The sequence below is a fragment of the Agarivorans sp. JK6 genome (assembly GCF_045277145.1).
Taxonomy (GTDB): Bacteria; Pseudomonadota; Gammaproteobacteria; order Enterobacterales; family Celerinatantimonadaceae; genus Agarivorans; species Agarivorans albus.
The window spans coordinates 843,969-870,043 of the sequence record NZ_CP113525.1 but is presented as its reverse complement, the minus strand read 5'-3'; the positions used below and the strand labels follow the sequence as shown (position 1 = coordinate 870,043).

At 45.3% G+C, this 26,075-nt stretch carries 20 protein-coding genes; 7 read left to right on the top strand and 13 right to left on the bottom strand.

The features are described from left to right. Positions 1-180: 180 nt before the first annotated feature. The 4 genes from pepA to OV592_RS04085 all read left to right on the top strand — a co-directional run bounded on the left by pepA (position 181) and on the right by OV592_RS04085 (position 5,911). Positions 181-1,689: a leucyl aminopeptidase gene (gene pepA / locus OV592_RS04100; protein WP_016401647.1), complete on the top strand. Its 1,509-nt coding sequence runs from the start codon at positions 181-183 to the stop codon at positions 1,687-1,689. Between the two features lie 125 nt (positions 1,690-1,814). After that, positions 1,815-2,261 (top strand): DNA polymerase III subunit chi, encoded by a 447-nt coding sequence (locus tag OV592_RS04095; RefSeq protein WP_040307119.1) that lies wholly within the window; start codon positions 1,815-1,817, stop codon positions 2,259-2,261. A gap of 14 nt (positions 2,262-2,275) precedes the next feature. Further along, positions 2,276-5,149: a valine--tRNA ligase gene (locus tag OV592_RS04090; RefSeq protein ID WP_406610492.1), complete on the top strand. Its 2,874-nt coding sequence runs from the start codon at positions 2,276-2,278 to the stop codon at positions 5,147-5,149. Between the two features lie 60 nt (positions 5,150-5,209). After that, a complete protein-coding gene (locus tag OV592_RS04085; protein ID WP_406610491.1) occupies positions 5,210-5,911 on the top strand; it encodes a DUF445 domain-containing protein in 702 nt (233 codons plus the stop codon). 177 nt (positions 5,912-6,088) lie between these two features. On the opposite strand, the gene OV592_RS04080 is transcribed toward OV592_RS04085, so the two are convergent. The 10 genes from OV592_RS04080 to nudF form a co-directional block, all read right to left on the bottom strand. Beyond that, positions 6,089-6,835, bottom strand: a complete 747-nt coding sequence (locus tag OV592_RS04080) for a substrate-binding periplasmic protein (protein WP_406610490.1) — start codon at positions 6,833-6,835, stop codon at positions 6,089-6,091. A gap of 85 nt (positions 6,836-6,920) precedes the next feature. Beyond that, positions 6,921-7,292 carry a ribonuclease E inhibitor RraB gene (rraB, locus tag OV592_RS04075; protein ID WP_152784283.1) on the bottom strand — a complete coding sequence of 124 codons (372 nt, stop codon included), beginning with the start codon at positions 7,290-7,292 and terminating at the stop codon, positions 6,921-6,923. Next, the gene (locus tag OV592_RS04070) at positions 7,289-8,071 is read right to left on the bottom strand and encodes a 1-acylglycerol-3-phosphate O-acyltransferase (RefSeq protein WP_406610489.1); all 783 of its coding nucleotides are present in this window, start codon (positions 8,069-8,071) and stop codon (positions 7,289-7,291) included. Before OV592_RS04070 ends, rraB begins: the two co-directional genes overlap by 4 nt. Before the next feature lie 74 nt (positions 8,072-8,145). After that, entirely contained in the window at positions 8,146-10,437 is a 2,292-nt protein-coding gene (gene parC, locus OV592_RS04065; protein ID WP_406610488.1) for a DNA topoisomerase IV subunit A, read from the bottom strand. A 14-nt stretch (positions 10,438-10,451) separates the two neighbouring features. Continuing rightward, the gene (locus OV592_RS04060; RefSeq protein ID WP_406610487.1) at positions 10,452-12,854 is read right to left on the bottom strand and encodes a putative bifunctional diguanylate cyclase/phosphodiesterase; all 2,403 of its coding nucleotides are present in this window, start codon (positions 12,852-12,854) and stop codon (positions 10,452-10,454) included. Positions 12,855-12,868: 14 nt separating this feature from the next. Next, positions 12,869-14,761, bottom strand: coding sequence for a DNA topoisomerase IV subunit B (parE, locus tag OV592_RS04055; protein WP_406610486.1), 1,893 nt, complete (start codon positions 14,759-14,761; stop codon positions 12,869-12,871). Between the two features lie 11 nt (positions 14,762-14,772). Further along, the gene (yqiA, locus tag OV592_RS04050) at positions 14,773-15,357 is read right to left on the bottom strand and encodes an esterase YqiA (protein ID WP_406610485.1); all 585 of its coding nucleotides are present in this window, start codon (positions 15,355-15,357) and stop codon (positions 14,773-14,775) included. Further along, on the bottom strand, positions 15,358-16,182 hold the full coding sequence (gene cpdA / locus OV592_RS04045) for a 3',5'-cyclic-AMP phosphodiesterase (RefSeq protein ID WP_406610484.1): 825 nt from the start codon (positions 16,180-16,182) through the stop codon (positions 15,358-15,360). A gap of 20 nt (positions 16,183-16,202) precedes the next feature. After that, entirely contained in the window at positions 16,203-16,643 is a 441-nt protein-coding gene (locus OV592_RS04040; RefSeq protein ID WP_406610483.1) for a DUF1249 domain-containing protein, read from the bottom strand. Continuing rightward, on the bottom strand, positions 16,633-17,283 hold the full coding sequence (gene nudF, locus OV592_RS04035) for an ADP-ribose diphosphatase (protein ID WP_016401660.1): 651 nt from the start codon (positions 17,281-17,283) through the stop codon (positions 16,633-16,635). Before nudF ends, OV592_RS04040 begins: the two co-directional genes overlap by 11 nt. Positions 17,284-17,528: 245 nt before the next feature. Here nudF and tolC point away from each other — a divergent pair, with 245 nt between their 5' ends. Continuing rightward, the gene (tolC, locus tag OV592_RS04030) at positions 17,529-18,854 is read left to right on the top strand and encodes an outer membrane channel protein TolC (RefSeq protein ID WP_152784274.1); all 1,326 of its coding nucleotides are present in this window, start codon (positions 17,529-17,531) and stop codon (positions 18,852-18,854) included. Positions 18,855-18,920: 66 nt separating this feature from the next. Here tolC and hldE read toward each other — a convergent pair whose 3' ends face one another. Continuing rightward, positions 18,921-20,354 (bottom strand): bifunctional D-glycero-beta-D-manno-heptose-7-phosphate kinase/D-glycero-beta-D-manno-heptose 1-phosphate adenylyltransferase HldE, encoded by a 1,434-nt coding sequence (hldE, locus tag OV592_RS04025; protein ID WP_221074736.1) that lies wholly within the window; start codon positions 20,352-20,354, stop codon positions 18,921-18,923. Positions 20,355-20,472: 118 nt separating this feature from the next. Between hldE and lpxL the strand changes: the two genes are divergently transcribed. Beyond that, on the top strand, positions 20,473-21,399 hold the full coding sequence (gene lpxL, locus OV592_RS04020; RefSeq protein WP_406610482.1) for an LpxL/LpxP family Kdo(2)-lipid IV(A) lauroyl/palmitoleoyl acyltransferase: 927 nt from the start codon (positions 20,473-20,475) through the stop codon (positions 21,397-21,399). A 65-nt stretch (positions 21,400-21,464) separates the two neighbouring features. Here the strand turns inward: lpxL and glnE are convergent, their stop codons facing one another. Next, positions 21,465-24,326 (bottom strand): bifunctional [glutamate--ammonia ligase]-adenylyl-L-tyrosine phosphorylase/[glutamate--ammonia-ligase] adenylyltransferase, encoded by a 2,862-nt coding sequence (gene glnE, locus OV592_RS04015; RefSeq protein ID WP_406610481.1) that lies wholly within the window; start codon positions 24,324-24,326, stop codon positions 21,465-21,467. 225 nt (positions 24,327-24,551) lie between these two features. On the opposite strand from glnE, the gene OV592_RS04010 reads away from it, so the two are divergent. Next, on the top strand, positions 24,552-25,298 hold the full coding sequence (locus OV592_RS04010; protein WP_406610480.1) for a potassium channel family protein: 747 nt from the start codon (positions 24,552-24,554) through the stop codon (positions 25,296-25,298). Positions 25,299-25,310: 12 nt separating this feature from the next. Here OV592_RS04010 and OV592_RS04005 read toward each other — a convergent pair whose 3' ends face one another. Next, positions 25,311-26,075: a YdcF family protein gene (locus tag OV592_RS04005; protein WP_406610479.1), complete on the bottom strand. Its 765-nt coding sequence runs from the start codon at positions 26,073-26,075 to the stop codon at positions 25,311-25,313.

The following is a 26,075-nucleotide window of genomic DNA, read 5'->3' as shown; positions in this document are numbered from 1 at the left end:
TTCAAACATAGAACTTTGCTGGTAATAGCAAAAAATTCAGATAAACTTTCTATTTTTTACAGTTTCACATAGCAATATGTGCCTGTATAGCTCATATTTATTTAAACAGTAGATAGAATCGGCCACCCGTTCTAGCAGGTTAGCTATCTTAACCCAGTTTTGGAGATTGTAGGAGTATTCATGGAGTTTAGCGTAAAAAGCGGTAGCCCGGAGAAGCAACGTAGTGCGTGTATAGTTGTAGGTGTGTACGAACCACGTCGTTTATCGCCCGTTGCCGAACAACTCGACAAAATTAGCGACGGCTATATTAGCGCTTTATTACGTCGCGGCGATTTAGAAGGCAAAGCCGGCCAAGTACTGTTGTTGCATCATGTACCTAACGTATTAAGCGAGCGCGTATTATTAGTTGGCTGTGGTAAAGAGCGCGAACTAAACGAGCGCCAGTACCGCCAAATCATTACTAAAACCATTAATACCCTAAACGAAACGGGTTCTATGGAAGCGGTATGTTTCTTACCAGAGTTGCATGTTAAGTCTCGCAATACCTATTGGAAAGTTCGCCAAGCGGTAGAAACAACTCAAGAAACGCTCTACAGCTTTGATATGCTGAAAAGCAATCGCGAAGAAACTCGTCGCCCACTGCGCAAAATAGTATTTAATGTACCTACCCGTCGTGAGCTCACCATTGGTGAAAGCGCCGTTCAACACGGTTTAGCAGTAGCTCAAGGGGTTAAACACGCTAAAGACCTAGCCAACTTACCACCTAATATTTGTAACCCTGCTTATTTAGCTGAACAAGCTAAAGAGTTACAAAGCAACTACGACAACGTAAAAGTAACCACCTTAGGTGAAGCGCAAATGGCGGCACTTAAAATGGACTCATACTTGGCTGTAGGTCGTGGTTCAGATAACGAATCAATCATGAGTGTGATTGAGTACTGTGCACCAGGCTGCGAAGATCAAAAACCAATTGTATTGGTGGGTAAAGGGCTTACTTTTGACTCAGGTGGTATTTCACTAAAACCAGGCGCTGGCATGGATGAAATGAAATACGACATGGGCGGTGCAGCTGGTGTTTATGGCACCATGAAAGCGCTGGCCGAATTACAGTTACCGCTTAAAGTTACCGGCATTCTTGCAGGTTGTGAAAACATGCCTGGCGGTAACGCCTATCGCCCTGGTGATGTTATCACCACTATGTCGGGCATTACTGTAGAAGTACTAAATACCGACGCTGAAGGCCGCATGGTATTGTGTGATGTGCTCACCTATGTAGAACGTTACGAGCCAGAGCTAGTGATTGATGTAGCCACCCTAACCGGTGCCTGTGTCATTGCGCTAGGCCATCACACTACTGGTTTAATGACGCCGCACAACCCACTTGCACACGACTTACTTAACTGTGCCGAGCAAAGTGGTGACAAAACCTGGCGACTACCTTTAGGCGAAGAGTATCAAGAGCAGCTAAACAGTAACTTTGCCGACATGGCCAATATTGGTGGTAAAACCGCAGGCTCTATTACTGCAGCTTGTTTCTTGTCGCGCTTTACTAAAAAGTACAACTGGGCTCACCTAGATATTGCCGGTACAGCTTGGAAGAGCGGCGGCGAAAAAGGCGCAACTGGTCGCCCAGTGCCATTGCTTACACAATTCTTAATTAGCAAAACTGATCAAGAAATAGAAGAATAAGCCAATCCGCTTATTCACTAGAAGGGAGCATTTGCTCCCTCTTTTCTTTTCAGGGCAAAATTTCTTGCTCAAAGGCCTAAAACTAAGCATTGCCGTGCATATTTCAAACAAGTAGTCTCTAGCGTATGAAAGCGAAATTTTATATCATGCCCGATTCTGTCATCACTGACAGCGAAGCGTTCGATAAAATAGTGTGCGATGTGCTTGCACAATACTATCGAAACGGGGAGCGCATACAGGTGTATACCTCTTCCAAGCAGCATGCAGAGCGGATTGACGAAGTGCTTTGGCAATTTGAAGCCGAGCAATTTGTGCCGCATAACCTCAGTGGTGAAGGCCCCCAAGGAGGGGCGCCTGTCGAAATATCGTGGCAGGCACCTAGGCAACGTCGCCAGTGTTTAGTGAACCTCACTGAAACGGCACCAGATTTTGCTAGAAATTTTCAACATATTATCGATTTTGTGCCAGCAGATGAAACCGGCAAGGCTGCGGCTAGAGAACGTTATCGAGTGTATCGCCAACAGGGTCTACAATTAGACACCGCAGCGTACACAAACCCAGAAATTATATAGAGTCAGTACATCCAATGGAAAAGACCTACAACCCAAGCGCAATTGAACAAGCGCTATATCAAGAATGGGAACAACAAGGCCACTTTAAGCCGCATGGCGATACTTCAAAAGAAGCCTACAGCATTATGATCCCACCGCCAAACGTCACTGGCAGCTTGCATATGGGACATGCGTTTCAAGACACCATTATGGATACCTTGATCCGCTACCAACGCATGCAAGGTAAAAACACCTTGTGGCAAGTAGGTACTGACCACGCCGGCATTGCCACCCAAATGGTGGTGGAGCGTAAAATTGCTGCTGAAGAAGACAAAACCAAACACGACTATGGTCGTGAAGCTTTTATCGACAAAATTTGGGATTGGAAGGCAGAATCTGGCGGCACTATTACTAAGCAACTACGCCGTTTAGGTGCCTCGGTCGATTGGGAGCGAGAGCGCTTCACCATGGACGACGGCATGTCTAAAGCCGTAGAAGAAGCCTTTGTACGCCTTTACGAAGACGATCTTATCTACCGCGGTAAGCGCCTAGTTAACTGGGATCCAAAACTGCACACTGCTATTTCTGATCTTGAAGTTGAAAACAAAGAAAAGAAAGGCCACATGTGGCACCTGCGCTACCCGCTAGCCGATGGTGAAACCACCAGTGAAGGTAAAGATTATTTGGTGGTTGCCACTACCCGTCCAGAAACCATGTTAGGTGATACTGGTGTTGCGGTTAACCCAGAAGATCCTCGTTACAACGCCCTTATTGGCAAGTTCATCGAGCTACCATTAGTCGGTCGCCGTATTCCTATCGTAGGCGACGAACACGCCGATATGGAGAAAGGTACTGGTTGTGTAAAAATCACTCCCGCTCACGACTTTAATGACTGTGAAGTTGGCAAGCGCCACAAACTTCCGATGATCAACATTCTTACCTTGAATGCAGACATTCGCGATGCAGCCGAAGTATTCACTAGCAATGGTGAGCCATCAGAAGTTTATTCAACGGATATTCCGGCGGAGTTCCAAGGTTTAGAGCGCTTTGCAGCGCGTAAAGCCATTGTGGCTAAGTTTGACGAGTTAGGCCTGCTACAAGAAATAGCCGACCACAACAACACTGTACCTTACGGTGACCGAGGCGGCGTAGTAATTGAGCCAATGCTGACCGACCAATGGTATGTACGTGCCGCGCCGCTAGCTAAAACCGCTACCGAAGCAGTAGAAAATGGCGACATCAAATTTGTACCACAACAATACGAAAACATGTACTTCTCTTGGATGCGCGACATTCAAGATTGGTGTATTTCACGCCAACTTTGGTGGGGCCACCGCATTCCCGCTTGGTATGATGAAAGCGGCAAAGTGTATGTTGGTCGTAACGAAGCAGAAGTGCGTAGCAAGCACGGCTTAGGTGACGAAGTAAGCCTACGCCAAGACGACGACGTACTAGATACCTGGTTCTCTTCAGGTCTATGGACATTTGCGACTCAAGGTTGGCCAGAGAAAACGCCAAACCTTGCTACCTTCCACCCAAGCGATGTATTGGTAACCGGTTTTGACATCATCTTCTTCTGGGTAGCCAGAATGATCATGATGACCATGTACTTCATCAAAGACGAAAACAACAAGCCTCAAGTACCTTTTAAAACGGTATACGTAACAGGGCTTATTCGTGATGAAAATGGCGACAAGATGTCGAAGTCTAAAGGCAACGTACTTGACCCTCTAGACATGATCGACGGTATCGATTTAGAAAGCCTAGTGACTAAGCGTTGTGGCAACATGATGCAGCCACAACTTGCTAAAAAGATTGAAAAAGATACTCGTAAAACTTTCGAAAACGGCATTGAAGCCCACGGTACCGACGCCTTACGTTTCACCCTAGCCGCTATGGCGACCACCGGTCGTGATATTAACTGGGACATGAACCGCCTTGAAGGTTACCGAAACTTCTGTAACAAGTTATGGAATGCCAGCCGCTACGTATTAATGAATACCGAAGAGCAAGACTGCGGCCTCTCTTCACAAGAGCAGGGCGGCGAAATGGAATTCTCTCTAGCAGACCGCTGGATCGAAGGCCAATATCAGCAAACCATCAAAGCTTACCGTGAAGCATTAGATACTTACCGCTTCGACATTGCTGCCCAGCTAATCTACGAATTCACCTGGAACCAGTTCTGTGGTTGGTACTTAGAACTAACTAAGCCAGTGCTGTTTAAAGGCAACGAAGTGCAGCAACGTGGTACTCGCTATACCTTGCTAAACATTTTAGAAAGCTTACTGCGTTTAATGCACCCAATCACGCCTTACATTACCGAAACTATTTGGCGTCAAGTTGCGCCATTGGCCGGTAAAGCACAGGCCAGTGATAGCATTATGCTGCAAAGCATTCCAGAGTTTGATGCCTCACGTATTGATGAAGCTGCGGTAGCCGATTTAGAGTGGCTTAAACAATTTATTTTGGCGATTCGAAATATTCGCGGTGAGATGGACATTAGCCCAAACAAACCGCTTAACGTTCTGTTGAAAAACGCCTCAAGTGAAGACTTACGCCGCTTAAACGATAATGCACCGTTTTTGGCTTCTCTAGCTAAACTAGAAAGCACCACCGCATTAGCAGAAGGCGAAGCGGCTCCGGCCTCAGCAACTGCTATTTTAGGCGACATGGAAATACTTATTCCTATGGCTGGCCTAATCGATAAAGATGCAGAGCTAGCGCGTATTGGCAAGCAACTTGAGAAACTAGAAAAAGAGCTAGCAAAAGTGTCTGGCAAGCTATCAAATCAAAAATTTGTAGCCAATGCACCTGAGCAAGTTATTGCTAAAGAACGTGCCAAACTAGACGAAATGGAAAGTGCTAAGGCTAAGTTGGTAGCCCAGCAAGAGACCATTGCCGCCCTTTAGTTTGTAACTTATGACAAAGTCCTCCAGTGGAGGACTTTTTTATTTGTGAAAGGATAAACAATGAACAAGAGTTTACTCACTAACTTAGCCACTTTGCTACTGGTAACTGTAGGCTATTTTACTGCCAATGACTTAATCTTCTCGATTGGTTTGTTTGCTCTATCCGGCGCATTTACCAACTGGATAGCGGTGCATATGTTGTTTGAAAAAGTGCCCGGTTTATATGGCTCTGGGGTTATTCCGGCGCGCTTTGACGACTTTAAAGACGGCATCAAGCAGTTAATGTTGACCCAATTTTTTACTGCAGAAAACATCGACCGTTTTCTTTCTGATGCGAGTGGAAAAGCGGTGCAATTAAATCTGCGCCCAGTGATTGATAAAACTGACTTTAGCCCCGCTTATCATGCTTTGGTAGATACTATCGAAAACTCATCTTTTGGCGGAATGCTAGCAATGGTTGGTGGCAAAGAAGCGCTAACGCCACTTGAGCAGCCTTTTGTAGAAAAACTCAAAGATGCTGTGATTGAAATTAGCCAAGATGAGCAGTTTAGCGAAGCACTCAGAGAAGAATTAGAGCAACCTGAACATCTAGGTGATGTGCAACAAAAAATCACCTTAATTATCGAACAGCGGCTTGCTGAGCTCACTCCTCAATTGGTTAAACAAATCATCCAAGAGATGATTCGCAAGCACCTAGGCTGGCTGGTAGTTTGGGGCGGTGTTTTTGGTGGAGTGTTTGGCCTAATACATGGCCTAGTGTAAGTTGTAATAGCAATCAACCTAAGTAAGTGACCAGAAATAACGCAGGAAAAATACTCGAGAATAAGGGCGGATATTTCAATAAGTAGTTATTCTACAATCAAAAATGCTAACATAGTTATCGAGTATTTTAACCAGATAGAATGAACAGTTACTTAGTACGATTGGTGTATCATCCAGCTAGTTGCTGCCAGCTAGCTGTTTTCCTGCTATCAAGGCGTCTATCTCTCCGCTATCTAACATCGCTTGTAGTAAGTTTGAGATCTCTTGCTGACGCTCAACTAAGGGTGACAGCTTTGAAATAGCTAAATAAACAGGACGCTGTGTTTGCTGGCGATAATCAGCATGTTTAAACCATGAAGCAATACCCTGCTCTTTTAAGAAATAATCCCCTTCCACACAAGACATCACCACGGCATCAACTCGCTGACCTTTGAGTAAACGAAACGCCGACAGGTCATCAATAACCTCATGTTTGCTCAGCCCTTGGTCTTGGTCGAAACGCTTGAAGTAAGCCACCTTGCTTTGTACCGCGATAGTCAAGGAGTACAAATCTTGATAGCTATTTAGATCAAATTGGCTGTCACGCTTCAAGTAAAAGCAATTACTTTGAAAGCTTCGATAAGCAGGCTCCACAAACGTCATATATTGTTCGCGCTCAGCGTTTCTATAAAGCCCGGTCATTACATCGCTTTCGCCCATCAGCATGTGCTTTAAGCAACGCTTCCAGCCACACCCTTTGGTATGTAATTGTAAATCCAGACGCGCACTTAAAACCTTAAGCAGCTCTATTTCTATCCCAGTCAAGCTACCGTCGGATTCGATGGTTCGCCATGGCGGCCAATGCGCATTTGCGGTAGTGAGGGTTTGTTGTGCCCAAGCAGGGTAGCTAAGCAGCAAACACAGAAAAATGCGCAACAAAGTCACAGCTAGTCCTTTAGGCTTATATTGTTAATAGTGTAGTCAAAAAAAAAGGCGCTAAATGCGCCTTTTAATAATGAATAGTTAAAGCTTATTGCTCGTCTTCTTCACCAGATTCGAAGTAGGTGCCCCAACCATCGTAAATCACTTTATGTTTGTCAGCGATTTTAGCTAAGGTTTCTATATCTTCTTTAATCCCATCGGCTTCAAGAGAGGCTTCAACAATCACATCGAAACACCATACTTTTCCGCCATCTTCTAATTCAGCTTCTTCGGCATCACTTACTTCAAAACCTGCTTTAAAAACGTCTACAGCAGCTTTTTCAAGCACTTTAAAGTCTTTACTAGCAATGTGATGCTCAATGGTATATTCAGCGTCAGGATCGCTGCCATCGGCCAACAACTCTTGGATAATCAGATCGGTTTCTTCTTGCCAATCACTGATAATTTGCTGCATGCTCATGCTTGCTCTCCCACCGCGGCTTGATTTAAATCGACTTGTTTTTTATGAACTTCTTGGTAATCGGCGGCTTCGCCACGCGCTTCCATGGTCAGCTCATAGATGCGTTGTTCCATAGTATCGTGCAACTGGCTAATTTCGGTACGTAAATTGTCTTTCCATTGGCTCACATCTATCGGCTTACCCACTTCTACAATCACTTTACCGTTATTCCAGCGGTTAAGCTTTACTTGGCCATGAGTAGACGAGCAGCAAATCGGTAACATTGGAACCTTAGCCTGCATAGCAAGATGAAAAGCGCCGGTTTTAAAGGCTTGTAAACCGCGGCCGTAGCTACGTGTTCCCTCTGGGAACATCCATACCGAAAGGTGGCGTTTATCGATAGCTTCGGCAGCTTGTTTAATCGTATCAGCGGCTTTACTACGGCGATCACGGTCAATAAGAATGTTACCGGTGATCCAGTAAATTTGGCCAAAAAATGGAATTTTAGCCAAACTCTTTTTGCCTATCGACACCACACCTTTGCGCAAAGCAAAAGGTAAGGTGAACATATCGTAGCTGTTTTGATGGTTGGCGATCCACACTGCTTTATCGGGAATATCGTCGCTTAAATACCTAAGCTCCACTTCGATACCCACAAAGCGACCACATTTTGCGATAAGTACACCAATTTGATGCACTAAGTCGGGATGGCGAGGTCGCGTTAAACAGTACAAAATCACAAACGGAAATGCCGTCAGCATTACCAAGGCAATAAACAAAATTCGAATTACGGCTAACATGGCACCCCCATTAAAACAGCCCGCAGTATACGCGCTGTCATTTAGGTGAACAAGTGTAAGCTGAAAAACTTAATCTAAGCGTCATCTGTTGTTGGCTCATCATTTTCTAAGGCAGTGGCCTCAATTTCAATGCCATCAACACGTTGCAAACCGCGCGGCAGTTTATTACCACGACGACCTCGCTCGCCACGGTAGTGATCTAAATCGCTTGGTTTTAGGGTAAGTTTGCGCTTACCGGCAAACAAGGTGACCGATGCATCGGCGGGCACCACTTGCAACAGGGTGACGTATTCTTCGCGATTTTTAACCCGCGCCGTTGGAATGCTTATTAGTTTATTCCCTTTACCTTTTGCCAGCTCTGGCAGGCTGGTAAGTGGGAAGACTAACATGCGCCCTTCGTTGGAAATGGCTAAGCAGCTATCGGTATCGTAACTGCGCACTTCAATCGGCGAGAGTACCTTGCTGCCCGCTGGCAGATTTAGGTAAGCCTTACCATTTTTGTTTTTGCTAAGCATGTCGGCATATTTGCCAATATAGCCATAACCAGCATCCGAGGCAATTAAATAGCGCTGTTCATCATCGGCCATCACCACATGGCTAAACATTTCACCAGGTGCAGGATTAAAGCGTCCAGTTAAAGGCTCGCCCTGGCTACGTGCAGACGGCAGAGTATGCGAGTCTAGTGCGTAACTTCGCCCTGCGGTATCGAAGAATACTGCTTGTTGGTTACTTCGCCCACTAGCACTACCAAGGAAGCTATCGCCCGCTTTGTAGCTTAAGCCCTGCGCATCTACCTCGTGACCTTTTGCAGCTCTTGCCCAGCCTTTTTCCGATAAGACCACGGTAATGGCTTCGTTAGGCATGAGTTCTTTTTCGCTTAAGGCTTTAGCTTCTGAGCGTTCCACTAAAGGTGAACGACGTTCATCACCATAGGTTTCAGCATCGGCTATGAGTTCTTTCTTAAGCAATGTGCTCATGCGACGCTCACTGCCTAATAGCTTTTCAAGCTTATCGCGCTCTTCAGCAAGTTCGGCTTGTTCGCCGCGAATTTTGATTTCTTCAAGTTTGGCAAGCTGGCGTAACTTGATTTCAAGAATCGCTTCAGCTTGTTTATTAGATAAACCAAAGCGTTCCATTAAGGCGGCTTTAGGTTCATCTTCGGTACGAATTATTTCAATCACTTCATCAATATTTAGGAAGGCAATCAACAAGCCATCCAAAATATGTAAGCGTGCCAGCACTTTATCTAGGCGATACTGGAGGCGGCGGCGCACTACATCACGGCGGTAGCGTAGCCACTCACTTAATATTTGCACTAAACCTTTCACTTGAGGGCGATTATCTAAGCCCAGCATGTTGAGGTTAACTCGGTAATTACGCTCGAGATCTGTAGAAGCAAACAGGTGATTCATCAGCTGATCAACGTCTACTCGGTTTGAGCGCGGAACCACTACGATACGAGTAGGATTTTCGTGGTCTGATTCATCACGTAAGTCCACCACCATTGGCAACTTTTTAGCCTGCATTTGCGCGGCGACTTGCTCCAAGACTTTGGCACCAGACACTTGGTGTGGCAGTGCCGTAATCACTACTTCACCATCTTCGGTATGAAATACTGCGCGCATCTTCACCGAACCACGGCCAGTTTCGTAGATTTTACGAATGTCTTTGGCTGGCGTGATAATCTCAGCTTCGGTGGGGTAATCAGGTGCTTGAACGTGTTCTAGTAAGTCTTCAAGTTGCGCTTTGGGATTATCTAGCAAATGCACACAAGCATTAGCGACTTCTTTCACATTATGTGGCGGAATATCGGTAGCCATGCCCACCGCAATGCCAGTAACGCCATTTAGTAGAATGTGTGGCAAGCGCGCTGGCAGCGTCTTAGGCTCATTCATTGTGCCATCAAAGTTAGGGATCCAATCACAAGTTCCCTGACCTAACTCGCTCAGCAATACTTCTGAGAACTTAGATAGCTTGGCTTCGGTATAACGCATTGCAGCGAAGGATTTCGGGTCATCTGGCGCACCCCAGTTACCTTGCCCATCCACCAGAGGGTGGCGATAGGAGAATGGCTGAGCCATTAATACCATGGCTTCGTAACAGGCCGAGTCACCGTGTGGGTGATACTTACCCAGTACGTCACCCACGGTACGTGCCGACTTTTTGTATTTCGCATTGGCCGATAAACCTAGCTCCGACATAGCGTAAATAATGCGTCGTTGCACCGGTTTTAAGCCGTCACCAATATGCGGTAAGGCGCGATCCATGATGACGTACATGGAATAGTTTAAATACGCCTGCTCAGTAAAGTTACTCATTGATAGGCGTTCAACGCCTTCTAAACTGAGTTCATTGGCATCACTCATGCTTTAATAACCTTTTATGTTCCTTGCAAAGCTAGCACTGCTGATGCTTTGTCAAATTGCCAGAAATAGCGTGCGCTAGCTGGTTTACCGATGTAATAGCCTTGCGAGTAATCGACTCCCAAGTTGATAAGTTCGTTGTTTAATGCTTCCGACTCTACAAACTCGGCTACGGTTTTATGGCCAAGCTGATTGGCAATATCAACCAGGGCTTGAATAAATACTTTGTCTTCATTCTGATTAAGAATTTCGCGGACAAATGAGCCGTCGATTTTTAGGTAATCAAAGGGCAAATGTTTCAACGAATGGAACGATGAATAGCCGACACCAAAGTCGTCTAGCGCGATGGCGCAGCCTAAAGCTTTAAGACGACGAATATGCTCCTCTGCTTGCTTCATGTTTGGCAGCGCAGCGGTTTCGGTAATTTCAAAGATAATCATATCACCAGCGATATTACGGCTAACAAACTCGCGAGCAATGCGCGCAATCACTTTTTCGCTACAGAAAGAGCGTGCCGACAAGTTAATTGCAAGCTTGTCGGTAAAGCCGTTACGCAGGTTAGTTTCCATTTGTTGCAGGGCTTGCTGTACTACCCACAAATCAATTTTATCAATTTGACCGTTTTTCTCAGCAGCCAAAATAAGCTGATAAGGCGAATGCAATTGCTCGTTTTCATCACGCACTCGTAATAGCACTTCGTAGTGTTCAACCTTGTTGAGCTTGTTATTCATGATTGGCTGATAGTGTAGCTCTAGGCGATCACGCTCAATGGCGTTTTGTGCTAAGTCTAACCAGTAATGTTTTTTGGCAAGTTCAGTATCACTGTTTTCTGCTTGGAAGGTAACCACACAGTTTTTGCCTAGCTCTTTTGCTTGGTTGTTACAAATATCTGCCTTGGCCATTAAATCTTCAAAGCCGTTGCCGTGCTCAGGGAAGGCAACAATGCCCACACAGGCCGACGCGGTATGAATAATGTTATGTCCTGGTACACTCACCTGCGCCAACATGCTAATGATTCGCTGAGCCACCACTTCGGAATAGGCAAGGCTGGTGCCTTCCAAATAAATTGCAAACTCATCACCGCTAATACGCGCCAATAAAGTATCGTTTGGCAATAAGCGCTCCAAGCTAGAAGATACTTGGCGCAGCATTTCATCACCCGCGCCGTGACCACTGATGTCGTTTACATATTTGAAGTTATCAAGATCCACCATTAGCAAACAGCCGTAGCGCTTCTCTTTAACCATTTGGGTAATGACTCGCTCAAACTTACGGCGGTTAGGTAAATCGGTTAAGTTATCGTAATTGGCTACCCACTCTAGTTCTTCGGCGCGGCTTTTAAGCTGCTGCTCCAAAGCTTCTAGCTGGTAGGAAAGACGAATTAAGGTGTGATTAAGCTCGTCAGATTCGTCTTGCAAGAAACGCTTGCTGTTGCTTTCTAGGTTTCGACGGAACAGGTTATGTGACGAGCGAGCTAATAAGGGCAGGTTATCAATGGTGCGGCGGATCCGCCTAAGTGATGGACTCAGTGCAAAAACAATAATTGCGCCAGCAAAAAACAACGCGCCAATACCAAACAGTAAGTTGTTGTAATCGGCACGCTTAAGCTGATTTAGCTGAGTATTAATGTCGTTCACAATGGCGTAGTAAACAGGTTTTTGCTGACTGGTATTATTTACCTTAAAAGCATGCAGCTCGGTAAGGCCCATCTCAGTATTAAACTGCTCCACCCCATGTATTATATTTTCAGCGTTTAAACCTACTAATAAGTCTTGAACCATTTCACGAAAAGCCGACTCTGCGTAAAGTAATTCAAGGCTGTTATCGTCGTTAAGCTCAACTAAAAAGTGATGGCTACCTTGGCTTGCTGGGAAAAGCTCCAGCAATCGTAAGGAATCAATACTGTAGAAAATTCGATAGCTGCCCTGCTCTTCCATTTTATCGAGGTCAGTTGCGATGATAATGCGACAACTTAAGGGACAATCGAGTATCCATTTTGCTTGCACGTCGTCGGGATCTTTTAGCATCCACTCTAGCGCTTTCTCGCTATGGGCAATGTAACCAAATTCGTATTTTAAACCCTCTAGAGGGTCTACCACTGCAATGCTACGCACTGGTAGTTCGGTATTAGCCCGTAGGTCTTGCCAGAAAGAATCGAATATCGCAGGGAGGTTTTCTTGTTGGTAAGAGTCAAAACGATAAGACTGGCTAGAAGTTACGCCTTGTAAGCGCGCAAACACATCGCGGTAGTATTTTTGCAGTTGGTATTGTTGGTTGTCGATAACTTGCGCGCGGCCAAGCTGAAAAAAGCTTTTTAAGTTGTCATGGTTGAAGCTGATTAAGCCCACCAAGGTCACTAACAAAACACCGCATAACAGCAACAATGCTTTACTAGCTAAACCTAATCGCAAATCGCGCATGCTCAATCTGTTCCCTATACCAAGTCTGAGGCCATATCGCCTTTGGTCTCTAGCCACTGTTTACGATCGCCCGAGCGTTTCTTGGCTAACAACATGTCCATTAGCTGAACGGTGGCTTCTTCCTCTTCAACGGTAAGTTGAACTAGGCGGCGAGTATTTGGATCCATGGTGGTTTCACGCAGTTGCAAAGGGTTCATTTCACCCAAACCTTTAAAGCGCTGTACATTAACTTTACCGCGTTTTTTCTCGGCCTCAATGCGATCTAGTATGCCTTGCTTCTCATCTTCATCGAGTGCATAGAAAACTTCCTTACCCACATCAATTCGGTACAAAGGCGGCATAGCAACGTAAATATGCCCCTGCTCAACCAATGGTCGGAAGTGCATCATAAACAAGGCGCACAACAGCGTGGCAATGTGTAAGCCATCGGAGTCAGCATCTGCCAAAATACAGATTTTTCCGTAACGTAATCCACTTAAGTCATTACTGTCTGGGTCAATACCAATAGCAACTGAGATATCGTGAACTTCTTGTGAACCCAATACTTCTGTCGCATCAACTTCCCAAGTGTTTAGGATTTTTCCGCGCAGTGGCATAACAGCCTGAAATTCACGTTCTCGAGCCTGCTTAGCGCTGCCGCCCGCAGAATCACCCTCCACTAAAAACAGCTCGCCAGTTGACGGGTCTTGACTCGTACAATCGGTGAGCTTGCCGGGTAATGCCGGACCAGAAGTGACCTTTTTACGGGCAATCTTTTTAGTTGAGCGAAGTCGGCGCTGGGCATTACTAATGAATACTTCAGCCAATAGCTCAGCTTGATCGGTATGGGTATTCAGCCACAAACTAAAAGCATCTTTAACAATCCCTGACACAAAGGCTGCTGATTGGCGCGAAGATAATCGCTCTTTAGTTTGTCCGGCAAATTGCGGATCTTGCATTTTTACCGACAAGACATAACAACAACGATCCCATATATCATCAGGCGTTAGTTTTAAGCCTCGCGGTAAGATATTGCGAAACTCGCAGAACTCACGCATGGCATCAAGTAAACCTTGGCGTAAGCCGTTTACATGAGTACCGCCTTGCGCAGTGGGAATAAGGTTTACATAGCTTTCGGTAATGCTTTCGCCACCTTCTGGCAACCAACTTACTGCCCAGTCTACTGCTTCGTCTTTACTCGAAAATGCACCAGTGAAAGGATCTTCTGGCAGGCTTATGTAATCTTTAAATGATTGGCTTAAGTAATCTTTTAGGCCGTCTTCAAAAAACCACTCGTCGTTTTGTTTGTTAACTTTGTCGACAAACTTAATATTTAAGCCAGGACAGAGTACCGCTTTAGCTCGGAGCAAATGACGTAAACGAGAGACTGAAAATTTAGGGCTATCAAAGTAGCTGGCAGTTGGCCAAAAACGTACTCGCGTTCCGGTATTGCGCTTGCCAACCGTACCCGTGACCGTTAGTTCTTGAACCTTATCGCCGTTCTCAAAGGCCATTTCAAATAGCTGGCTATCGCGGCGCACTTGAACTTCAACTCGTGAAGACAAGGCATTCACCACGGAAATACCCACACCATGCAAACCACCAGAGAACTGGTAGTTGTCGTTAGTAAACTTACCACCAGCATGTAATCGGGTGAAAATAAGCTCTACCCCGCTTACCTTTTCTTCTGGGTGAACATCGGTAGGCATACCACGGCCATCATCAATAACTTCGATGGACTGGTCTTCAAATAAGGTAACGGTAATCGCGCGCGCATGGCCAGCTAAGGCTTCATCGACACTGTTGTCGATAACTTCTTGGGCTAAGTGGTTGGGACGAGTGGTATCGGTATACATGCCAGGTCGGCGTTTAACCGGGTCTAAACCACTTAATACTTCAATAGAGTCTGAATTATATTGATCAGCCATGATAGAAATTGTTACCTAAGTGCCAAAAAGTCGAGAATGGCAGCACAGTGATTTTCAAATCCTTGAAAACTGTGGTCGCCGCCTTCTTCAATGGTGAAAGTTGCTCCCTTATATTCTGTGACTGCTAAATTAAAGTCCAGCACTTCATCTGCGGTTTGTAGCATCACCCAAAGTCGCTGCTGACAACTTAATTGGCTTACTTCTAATTGCTTTAACTGCTCGATGTGCTGTTGTTCTAATTGATAATGCTGCTGAGTATAAGGGTTTTGTTGCTCGCCTAAATAGTCTTTTAGCAGTTCATAGGGTTTAACTGCTGGATTAACCAGCACCGCTTTAGCTTTAGTTTGCTGAGCTACTCGAGTCGCTAAAAAGCCGCCCAAAGAACTACCCACTACACCGAGCTTTTTGCCACGGTGTTGATTGAGAATGTCTTCAATCTGCTGCCAAGCATCGTTGGGATAACAAGCAAGTTGCGGGCATACCAGCTGAATTTGATCTTGATATGGTTCAAGATAATGGGCCATTGCTTGCGCTTTAGCCGAATTAGGAGAGCTATTAAATCCGTGTAAATACAATAATACTGAAGGTGGCTCCACTCAATAACCTTTCGATTTAGGATCAGGAAGAAAACTGCGCTCAGATAGACGCCGCAAGCGAGTAGCAATGCGTCCTTCAGCTGTTAATTGCAAGTAGCGCCAACCAGGTTGCTGATGATCTAAGGCAAAATTAGCCGATAAAGGCAGAAACTGAATACAAGTGCTGGGCGTTGCGATAAAAGCAATACCGTCGAACTGGAACTCGTAGTTTTGATGAACATGGCCAAAAATCACCCCACGAACATTTGGAAAATCAGCAATCACCGCAAAAAACTCATCAGCATTTTTAAGATTGTGTTGATCTAACCATTTGCTGCCCACGGGAATCGCTTGATGGTGCATAGCAATCAACACATGTTTGTCGGGATACTCAGCCAAAGCTTCAGCTAGGTTGTCTAACTGACGTTGGCTCATTATTCCGTGAGGCTCACCTTCTAGCTGGGTATCCAACATAATGATTTGCCAATGCTCACTCACCAATTGCTTTGCAGCCAGCACCCCATGCTGCTCAAGTGTCAGCATGTTTTCTTGCATGTCATGATTACCCGGTAACCAGACACAAGGACGTTCTAACTCGGCAATTCGTTCAGCAAAACGTTGATAAGAGCGCTTGGTGTGATCTTGAGATAAGTCACCCGTTGCAAGAATATAATCGAAGGAGATATTGTCACTTTTAATGTTTTCTATGACTGCACTGAAACTGTCGTTGGTATTAACCCCCAACAAGCCAGTTTGCTCATCGGCAAACAAGTGCGTATCGGTAACCTGCAATAAGTGCACACTTCCGTCTGGTGCTGTGTTTATGTTTAATTTATTAAATGCCACAATGTTTTCTTGTAGTTTGCTTAAGCAAACTCAACTTTAATCCGCTGTTTTAAACAAAATACTAACCAGTCATTAAGAAACTGATTTGTTTGATGCTTTTCATCTTGATGATGCATCTTTTTATTCGGGTAATCATACCTTGGTTTAAGCTTATAAATCTGCTGACTAGCACACACTTCCGCCAACCGTGCATCGTGATACAAACGCACCAACAGCTGTGGCTGCAGGTAATTATAGGCTTGAGCACTGGCTTGCCTTATCTCGTAAAGCGCCGTATAGCGAGTAAGTTCTTTGCTTTCCAGTAAATAATCTTCACCCAATTTGGGAGTCAAACGCAGTATTTGTCCCACTTCATGCGGCCCAGGAAACAAACGCGTCATCAAGCTGTAATTGGCAGCATACAGCTGCATCAACTCGTCAAGATTAACTCGATAACGACTAGGACCAGTATTACTGGGCATCACCATCGCCATCATTTTGCCACTGCTGGCGTACCTTCTGCAAATTCAACTGCAACCACTGAATAGCAATAACCGCTGCTGCATTGTCGATAATACCTTGCTGCACCCACTCGAAGGCCTGCTCACGACTAACCACTTTAACCAATATGTCTTCGTTTTCTTTATCTAGACCATGAACACCGCCCGCTTGGCTTGCATCCACTTCACCAATGTACAAATGAATACGTTCACTTAAGCCACCAGCGCCCGGCAAAAAACTGTTGCAAGAAAATACCCGATTTACGCTTAAGCCCGCCTCTTCTTCGGCTTCGCGCACTGCCACCTCCAAAGGAGGCTGGCCACTGTCTAGCATGCCGGCAACAATTTCCAGTAACCAAGGGCTAGCGCCAGTTTCAATAGCGCCAATTCTAAACTGCTCCACCAACACAACTTGGTCTAACTTTGGGTCAAATAACAAAATACCGGCAGCATGACCACGGTCCATCATTTCACGCTGAATCCAGTTACTCCAACCGCCTTGATACAAACGATGGCGCAGAGTATAACGCTGCATCTTGAAGAAGCCTTGATATACATCTTCTACATCTTTGATTTCCACATCTTGATGAGAGAATTGACTACTATTTTGCAACTTTGTCATATTGACCAAGACTCCTTTTTGTAACGGTTGGTATAAAAATTGTCAGAACTTATTGATCAAACACAAGATTGACCGTAAATTTATGCTTTTTCTTTGTTATCTAGGTCTTACTCTAGAAATAAAGCTGGTATAGACTAGCATTAATTAAACTGTGGTAGTTTTAAACTATTAAGATTTAGTCTACACAAAGTAAATATCTATTCCCGAAATAACCTCGCTAACACAGCGACCAAAGGAAAGGCGTAATGAAGCTGAAAATCAAATCGTTAATATTAGCTTGTGGAATGAGCTCTTTAGCATTCCAAGCTCAAGCTGATGATTTATTGCAAATTTATCAACTCGCTCAAGAAAAAGATCCTGTAATTTTGCAAAGTAAAGCTCAGCGTGACATCGCCTTTGAGCAAATTACCGAATCTCGTGCATCACTGCTTCCACAAATTGGTTTTGGTGCCGGTGCTAAATACACTACTACCAGTAACGACACCATCGACAGCATTACCAACACCAATGCATCGGTTGGCCTTAGCCAGTCGCTTTACTCTAAAACCAACTGGACCAGCTTAAGTATCTCTGAAAAGAATGCGACACGTTCTGAAGCCGTATATGGTAATGACGTACAAAGCCTTATTATTCGTGTAAGTAATGCCTACTTCAATGTATTACGCGCCATGGACAACGTAAGCTTTGTAGAAGCTAACAAAACAGCCGTTGGTCGTCAGTTAGAGCAAACTAAACAACGCTTTAACGTTGGTCTTACTGCGATTACCGACGTACACGAAGCCCAAGCTGAATATGACCGTACCCTTGCCCAAGAAATTCAAGCCCGTAACGACTTGTCTAACAGCTACGAAGACTTACGAGAGCTAACCGGTTTAGAGCACCGTGAGCTTAACATTCTTAATACTCAGCGTTTTGAGCCAAACCCACTTGAGCAAGGCTCAGACTTTTGGTTAGCTACTGCGACCGACCGCAACCTAGAGCTAAACGCTCAGCGCATTAGTAAAGAGATTGCTCAAGAGCAAATCGAATTAGCACAAAGTGGTCACTTACCAACCTTAGACCTAACTGCAGGTATTGGTTATGACAATAACCAATACGGTAACGACGCCTATGATTCGCTTCAAGGTGGTAGTTCAAATGCTGGTAATATTGGTCTTGAGTTCAACTGGCCTATCTACTTAGGTGGCAGCATTGATTCACAAGTACGACAAGCGCAGTTTAGCTACATCGCCTCTTCAGAAGCGCTAGAGCAAACCTTCCGCACAGTGCAAAGCACGGTTAACTCGGTAGTGAATAACGTAAGTGCCAGTATTGGTTCGGTTAAAGCCTTTGAGCAGACAGTAGTGTCTTCACAAAGCGCACTAGAAGCCACCGAAGCAGGCTTTGAAGTAGGTACTCGTACCATTGTTGACGTACAAGACGCCACACGTAACCTGTACTCTGCAAAAAGTGATTTAGCTAACGCCCGTTATGATTACATTCTTAACATGCTAGCGCTTAAACAAGCAGCCGGCACCTTAACTGAAGAAGACGTAGCCCTGGTTAACTCTGGCTTAATGCCTCCCCAGTAACACCGTTGGTAAAGATTTGAAATAAAAAAGGCGCCAATTGGCGCCTTTTTTGAATCAACGACAAAACTAGTCGATTTGATTTTGACGAATAGACTTAATGATTTCTGAAGTTGAACAACCATCTTCGAAGTTAAGCACTCGCACTTCACCGCCATTGGCAATCACTTCTTGCCCACCAGCAATCTCTTCTGGCTTGTAATCGCCGCCTTTCACCAATAAGTCTGGCAATAAGTTGGCAATTAAACGCTGTGGCGTGTCTTCACTAAAATCAACCACCCAATCAACCGCGCCTAAACCAGCAAGCACCGCCATACGGCGATCTACACTATTTACTGGGCGCCCTTCACCTTTTAGGCGCTTTACAGAATCATCATTGTTTACTGCAACAATTAAACGGTCACCCAAAGTGCGTGCGTGATTAAGGTAAGACACATGACCGGCATGCAAAATATCGAAACAACCGTTGGTCATCACCACCGTTTCGCCGCGACGCTTAGCAGCCTCCAAAGCAAACTTAAGCTGTTGTTCACTTAACACGCCAAAGCCAGTTTCCTGCGAACCATACACTGCGTTGGCAAGCTCAATGGTAGACACCGTAGAGGTACCTAGTTTTCCAACCACAATGCCTGCAGCGGCATTGGCTAAGGCACAAGCATCGTCTAAGCTCGAGCCAGCCGCTAGTGAGCTAGCTAAAGTAGAAATCACCGTATCACCAGCACCGGTTACATCGTAAACCTCTTGAGCTAGCGCGGCTAAATGCAACTCTGGTTGGCCCTTACGGATAAGCGTCATACCGTGTTCACTGCGTGTCACAAGCAATGCTTCTAGGTCTAACTGCTCGATTAGCGCTTCGCCTTTGCTAATAATTTCGTCTTCATCTTTACAATGACCAACCACCGCTTCAAACTCAGAAAAGTTAGGCGTGAGCAAAGTTGCACCGCGATACTTATCAAAGGCACTGCCTTTTGGGTCAACCAATACAGGAACACCCGCATCGCGTGCCAGAGCAATTAAATCGCCAACTTGGTTTAATGCGCCTTTGTTGTAGTCAGATAAAATAACCACTTGATGTTGCTTCACCTGTTCAGCAAAGCTAGCGCTTAAGTCTTTACTATCTACTTCATGAAAATTTTCTTCAAAATCTAAACGAATTAATTGCTGGTGACGGCTTAGCACCCGTAGTTTGGTAATAGTTGGGTAATCAGCAAACTTAGTAAATTGGCACTCTACACCAACCGCTGCCAACTTGTTTTCTAAGGCAATGCCTGCTTCGTCTTCGCCACTCATACCTAATAACGTAGAGCCTGCGCCTAAGGCCACGGCGTTTAAGGCTACGTTAGCCGCGCCGCCAGGGCGTTCTTCAATTTGTTCAACTTTAACCACTGGAACCGGGGCTTCAGGCGAGATGCGTCCGGTAGGTCCATGCCAATAGCGGTCTAACATTACATCGCCAACTACTAACACCTTAGCTTGGGCAAACTCAGGGAGGGTTATTCTCATTGTTCACTCTCATCGAAAAATAATTATTAACAGTTTATCATAGTTAAACTTATGGTCTGCGGCATAATCTCTTGATATCCAGTAGACTTTACACATTATTACAGTGACAAAGTAAAATATGGCGAAAATTTCATCACCCAAGCTTAACGCACAATCTTTTCACCCAAAGAACTGGGGGGCCTGGGTATTAATTGGCTTTATGTTTAGCATCAGTTTACTGCCTTATCGCGTTCAGCATTACTTGGGTTTAGGCATCGGCCGCTTAGGCCGAGCATTGATGAAATCACGCGTACACATTACCCGCCGCAATTTGGAAATTTGTTTTCCAGACAAAAGTGAAGCAGAGCGAGAGCAACTGGTTGAAGGCTGCTTTCGTCATTTAGGGCATTCGGTAGTGGATACCGCCAATGCTTGGTTTTGGCCACAATGGCGCTTTGCAAAACACTTTAAGGTTGAAGGGCTTGAGCATCTCAAGAAGGCACGCGAACAAAAAGGCGGCATACTATTAGTCAGTGCCCACTTTTGGACCTTAGAAAGCCACGCTCGCGCTTATGGCACGTTGGATCCCGGTGTTGGGATCTACCGTCCTAACAAAAACTCGGTTTATGAGTACTATCAATATCACGGTCGCACCAAGTCCAATAAATACTTAGTAGATCGCACCGATGTGCGCGGCATGATTAAAGCTCTGCGCCAAGACAATGCGGTGTGGTACGCACCTGATCATGACTACGGTACCCATGCTGCGGTGTTTGTACCGTTTTTTGCTCAAGATAAAGCTGCCACTATTACCGGTACCGCCACCTTAGCTAAAGTGAAAAACGTGCAAGTATTGCCTACCTACGCGCTACGTAATGAAGATGGCTCAGGCTTTACTTTGGTGATAGAGCCAGCCCTAGATAACTACCCGCAAGGTGATGATGAACGAGATGCCCACACTATCAACCAAGTGGTAGAAAAAGCTATTCTACGCGCGCCCGAGCAATATATGTGGATCCACCGCCGCTTTAAATCTCGCCCAGAAGGTGAACAAGGCGTTTACTAATAAAAAGGCGCTGACTTTAACTTAAACGCAGCGCCTTTTTTAAGCCTTAAAACTGTTGTTTAGTATTAAGTAAACAGCTGTTGCCAAGTATCGGTCACTACACTTAAATCTTGCTTAAACTCGGCTTTGTTGGCCAAACGTGGCAAACCTTGCAAACCACAGCGGTGACACTCATCGCGAATATCCAAGTAGCTTTGGCTTAGCCCCTGCGCTTGTTCAGGCTTTAATAAATCAAGCTCGGCACAGCTTTCAAATATTCTTACGTTGTCAGTCCATTTACTTAACTGAGGGTACTCTTGGGTATGCAGTAATACTAAGTATTGAGCAATGAATTCAATGTCTACCATACCGCCAGGAGATTGCTTGAGATCCAGAACGTCTTCAGTTTCTCGGCTTAAATGCCCCTGCATTTTACTGCGCATCTCTTGTACTTGTTTGGCTAGCTCTGAAGCTTGGCGTGGCTGAGCCAAAATTTTATGGCGAACTTGGGCGAAACTCTCTGCGAGTTCTGCATCGCCATAAATCACTCTGGCACGCACAAGCGCTTGGTGCTCCCAGGTCCACGCTTCCTTCACTTGATATTGCTCAAAGGCTTCAATGGCGGAAACCAATAAACCAGAAGCACCAGAAGGGCGTAAGCGCATATCTAATTCATACAGTACACCTGAAGCGGTGCGTGTATTAAACAGATGCATAATTCGCTGTGCAAGCTTTAAATAAAACTGCTTACTGTCGATTTGCTTTGGCCCATTGGTATAGGTGCTACTATCGCTATTGTGCAAAAAGACTAAATCTAGATCGGAGCTATAACCAGTTTCGATGCCACCAATTTTGCCATAACCCACTACCGCAAAACCGCGTTGTTGCTCGCCTAAATGCTCTGGGTAACCATGGCGCTCAACCATCTGACTCCAGGCCTGCTCAACCACCGCGTTTACTATTACTTCGGCTACCGCGGTTAAGTGATCGCTCACTTTCATTAGCGGCAATGCACCAGCAATATCGGCCGCTGTAATACGTAGCTGCTGAATTTGTTTGAATTGACGCAGCGCCTCCATTTGCTGTTCCATATCATCAGGCGGAATACGCAACATAAACTCACGAAGCTGCTGAGCGTAGCTGTCTTCGCTAGCTGGATTGTACAGAAGCTTAGGATCGAGTAATTCATCCAAAAGAATAGGAAAGCTAGCCAGCTTTTGCGCCAACATGGCGCTGCCTGCGCAGAGCCTTAATAACTGTTGAAGCGAAGCAGGGTTTTCTGCTAACAGCTCTAAGTAAGCGGTTCTTGATAGAATCCGCTCAAGCAATACCATTACCCGCGGCAATACCAAACTGGTTTGAGGATGCTCAAACAGCTGCTGTAATAAACTTGGCATCATCCGCTCTAGGGTTTGGCGACCGCGCTGACCAATTTGGCGTTTCTCTACGGCGTGCATAAAATGGTACATGGTTTCTACACGGGCTTTTTGTTCTTCCTCGCTACAAACATGTTTACTCATCAAGCTAGCAAGGGCTTCTCTATCAGCGCCGCAATGCCACAAATCATCATATTCTTGGCCTGCTTGGTGCTCTTCTTGTTCCTCTTCACCAATGGCAGATTGGAAGCAGGCGTTCACCTGAGCAAGTCCTTGCTGCAATTGTTGGTAGAAACTCTCCCAATTGTCATGACCCATTACCCAAGCAACGCGCTGTTGGTCACCGCTTGTATCTGGTAGGGTTTGAGTTTGCTGGTCGTCTATTTGCTGCAGAATGTTTTCCACTTGGCGTAGATACAAATAGTGTTCGCGCAGCATCTTGGTTTGAGCTTCACTCAACTCACCGTGCTCACTTAACTGCGACAAAGCCTGTAGTAGTGAACGGGTTTGTAGCACCGGCTCGCGCCCACCACGAATAAGCTGAAAAGTTTGTACAATAAACTCAATTTCACGAATGCCACCCGAGCCCAGTTTGATATTGTCGCGTAAGCCTTTACGACGGATTTCAGAGTTAATCATGGCCTTCATCGAGCGCAGTGCTTGAATAGCACTAAAATCGATGTAGCGACGATAAACATAGGGTTTAAGCATGGCTTGAATATCTTGGTCAAAGCGCAAGTCTTGGTTAATCACTCGCGCCTTAACCATGGCGTAGCGCTCCCAATCTCGGCCATGATGTTGATAATAATCTTCAAAGGCTGCGTAACTAACCGCCAAAGGACCAGATTCTCCAAATGGTCGCAAGCGCATGTCTACCCGAAATACAAAGCCATCTACAGTGGTTTGATCAATGAGTTGAATAAGCCGTTGTCCCATGCGAATAAAAAACTGCTGATTGGCAATACTACGGCGGCCACCTTGGGTTTCTCCGTTCTCGGGAAAACAAAAAATCAAATCGATATCGGATGAAAAATTTAGCTCTCGCCCGCCCAACTTGCCCATGCCAATTACCACTAATGGCTGTGCATTTCCTTCGGCATCACTGGGCGTACCAGACTCACTACAACAGCGTTTGTATAACCATTGATTAGCACAATCTACGCAGCTATCAGCCACAGCCGACACTTGGGCAAAGCTGTCTGTTACAGCTTGCTTAAGAAGCAAATCGCGCCAAGCAATAAGCACCATTTGCATGCGGCGAAACTGACGCAGTACCTTTTTGGCACCGTCGTCGGTAATTTGCTCGGCCAACTCGGCACTTAACTGCTCACGCATTTGTTGTTCGTTTAAGGGCTGCTCTAACAATTGCTGTTGCCAAATATCAGAGAGAAGACTTGGCTGGCTAATGCAGCTTCTGGCGATAAAATCACTCAAAGCAAAGGCGGTTTTACTCTGCAACTGTTGTTGGGGATCTAGTTGCTCTAATAAATTTGGCGCTAACTCGATAAGGCGCTCCCAAGATTGCTCAGCAATAGTAGAAAGCTCGCTAGGGACAGGAAGAGTACTTGGCATGATGAAGAAAATCCGAATCCAAAATTTGGCTTAATATCATCATGATTCATGCTTGAGCACAAGCTGGATCGCAGGGAGTGTAAGCCATATCAACTTGGTGATTAGCTGATAGCAAAAAACCAAGCAAAAATTGACTTCATCTGCCATTTTTAAGCACCAAAAACCGTTGTTTGATAAAATTGGCGTATAGTAAAATCAGCCGTACTTATCCTTCGGAATTAATAAATGAAAACGCACATCAATGCCTTCGACTTAGTGATGCTGTCTCTGTCGCTAATAGCCATTGTGATTGTTAGCAGCTTGTTCTTTTACCCCGCAGATTCTCAACTTAAAGCCTTACTGATCAATCTAGATACGCTTATTTGCGTTGTATTTATTGTGCACTTTATTGTGAGTGCCGCTCGCAGCAAATCTCCACTTGCTTATTGCAAACATCATTGGATAGACCTTCTAGCGAGCATTCCTATGGTGGAGGCGCTGCGCCTATTGCGTTTTTTCCATGCGATAAAACTGATTAAAGCCTTAAGTGAGCAGCGCCACCTGCTGGCTAGCTTAAAACATCGTCGAGTAGAATCCGCTGCGGCAACCGTTTTGTTCAGCTTGCTGGTGATAATCCTGCTGGGTTCTATTGGCATACTGTTGGCAGAGCAAGACCAAGCAGGCAGCCAAATAAGCAGCGCAGGTGAAGCCTTGTGGTGGGCAATAGTGACAATATCTACCGTGGGTTATGGTGATTTTGTGCCGGTTACAGATGCTGGGCGCATTATTGCTGGAGTGATGATATTAACCGGCGTTGGCTTTTTTGGTGCGATATCAGGTTTGATGTCTACTTTTTTACTTCGTGGAAAATCTAATTCAGAGCATCAAATTCAGCAGTTGCTCGTAGAGCAACAAAAAGAACATCAGCAACTAAAACAACAATTGAGCAATATTCAACAACAGTTGAGTGAACTGCAAAAGAAGTCTCATTGAAGCGCGGTTTAATTAACTACCTCGCAGCTTAAGCCAAGCATGGGCTAGCGCTTCGTATGCCGCGGTATCTGCTTTGCTTATATGGCTAAGCCGCGGAATAAAGCTTTGCCAGGTAAAGCCAGCATGCCAGTTTTTCACCTGATAGTAAGTAGGAGCGGCAGTAGGATAAAGCCCCTGCATGGCAAATAGGCGCATCGCTCTTGGCATATGAGAAGCTTGAGTAACTAAGGTTAATTGAGTATTCGGGTAAAGCCTGGCAATGTTGGCGGCTTCTTCAGCAGTATCTTTAAGCTGATAGCTACGAATTAATCGAGACTCAGGCACCCCTAAAGACAAAGCCAGTTTGGCAAGCATATCAGCATGTTGCACTCCACTGCCTTCATTATCACCACCCGATAATAATATTTTCACTTGCGGTTGCTGGCGCCATAAACGAACCGCTTCCACAACTTTAACTGCGCCACAAGGCAGCACCTGACTAGATAGCGGCTGATTTTCATCTTGATAATGCAAACAGCCCAATACCACAATTATTTGCGCATCTGGCGGTAGAGAATGTAAACCGTTGTATTGCTTTTCCCAATGATAAAGAAGTGCGCCACTTACCGGATATAGGCTTAAACAAAACATCAGCAACAAACTAATTATGGCGCAGCTGCGGGCTAGTAGCTTATGACCGCGCAGTCCAAAAAAGAGGGCTAACAACAACAGCAGCCATAGTGAGGTACTAGGCATAGCCAACACGGTGAGTAGTTTCTTTAAGGCGAAACCGTCCAC

Bases quoted from the DNA above. Each gene is read 5' to 3' on its own strand.
- pepA (WP_016401647.1), top strand. From the start codon at position 181: ATGGAGTTTAGCGTAAAAAGCGGTAGCCCGGAGAAGCAACGTAGTGCG.
- OV592_RS04095 (WP_040307119.1), top strand. From the start codon at position 1,815: ATGAAAGCGAAATTTTATATCATGCCCGATTCTGTCATCACTGACAGC.
- OV592_RS04090 (WP_406610492.1), top strand. From the start codon at position 2,276: ATGGAAAAGACCTACAACCCAAGCGCAATTGAACAAGCGCTATATCAA.
- OV592_RS04085 (WP_406610491.1), top strand. From the start codon at position 5,210: ATGAACAAGAGTTTACTCACTAACTTAGCCACTTTGCTACTGGTAACT.
- rraB (WP_152784283.1), bottom strand. From the start codon at position 7,292: ATGAGCATGCAGCAAATTATCAGTGATTGGCAAGAAGAAACCGATCTG.
- OV592_RS04070 (WP_406610489.1), bottom strand. From the start codon at position 8,071: ATGTTAGCCGTAATTCGAATTTTGTTTATTGCCTTGGTAATGCTGACG.
- parC (WP_406610488.1), bottom strand. From the start codon at position 10,437: ATGAGTGATGCCAATGAACTCAGTTTAGAAGGCGTTGAACGCCTATCA.
- OV592_RS04060 (WP_406610487.1), bottom strand. From the start codon at position 12,854: ATGCGCGATTTGCGATTAGGTTTAGCTAGTAAAGCATTGTTGCTGTTA.
- parE (WP_406610486.1), bottom strand. From the start codon at position 14,761: ATGGCTGATCAATATAATTCAGACTCTATTGAAGTATTAAGTGGTTTA.
- OV592_RS04040 (WP_406610483.1), bottom strand. From the start codon at position 16,643: ATGCCCAGTAATACTGGTCCTAGTCGTTATCGAGTTAATCTTGACGAG.
- nudF (WP_016401660.1), bottom strand. From the start codon at position 17,283: ATGACAAAGTTGCAAAATAGTAGTCAATTCTCTCATCAAGATGTGGAA.
- tolC (WP_152784274.1), top strand. From the start codon at position 17,529: ATGAAGCTGAAAATCAAATCGTTAATATTAGCTTGTGGAATGAGCTCT.
- hldE (WP_221074736.1), bottom strand. From the start codon at position 20,354: ATGAGAATAACCCTCCCTGAGTTTGCCCAAGCTAAGGTGTTAGTAGTT.
- lpxL (WP_406610482.1), top strand. From the start codon at position 20,473: ATGGCGAAAATTTCATCACCCAAGCTTAACGCACAATCTTTTCACCCA.
- glnE (WP_406610481.1), bottom strand. From the start codon at position 24,326: ATGCCAAGTACTCTTCCTGTCCCTAGCGAGCTTTCTACTATTGCTGAG.
- OV592_RS04010 (WP_406610480.1), top strand. From the start codon at position 24,552: ATGAAAACGCACATCAATGCCTTCGACTTAGTGATGCTGTCTCTGTCG.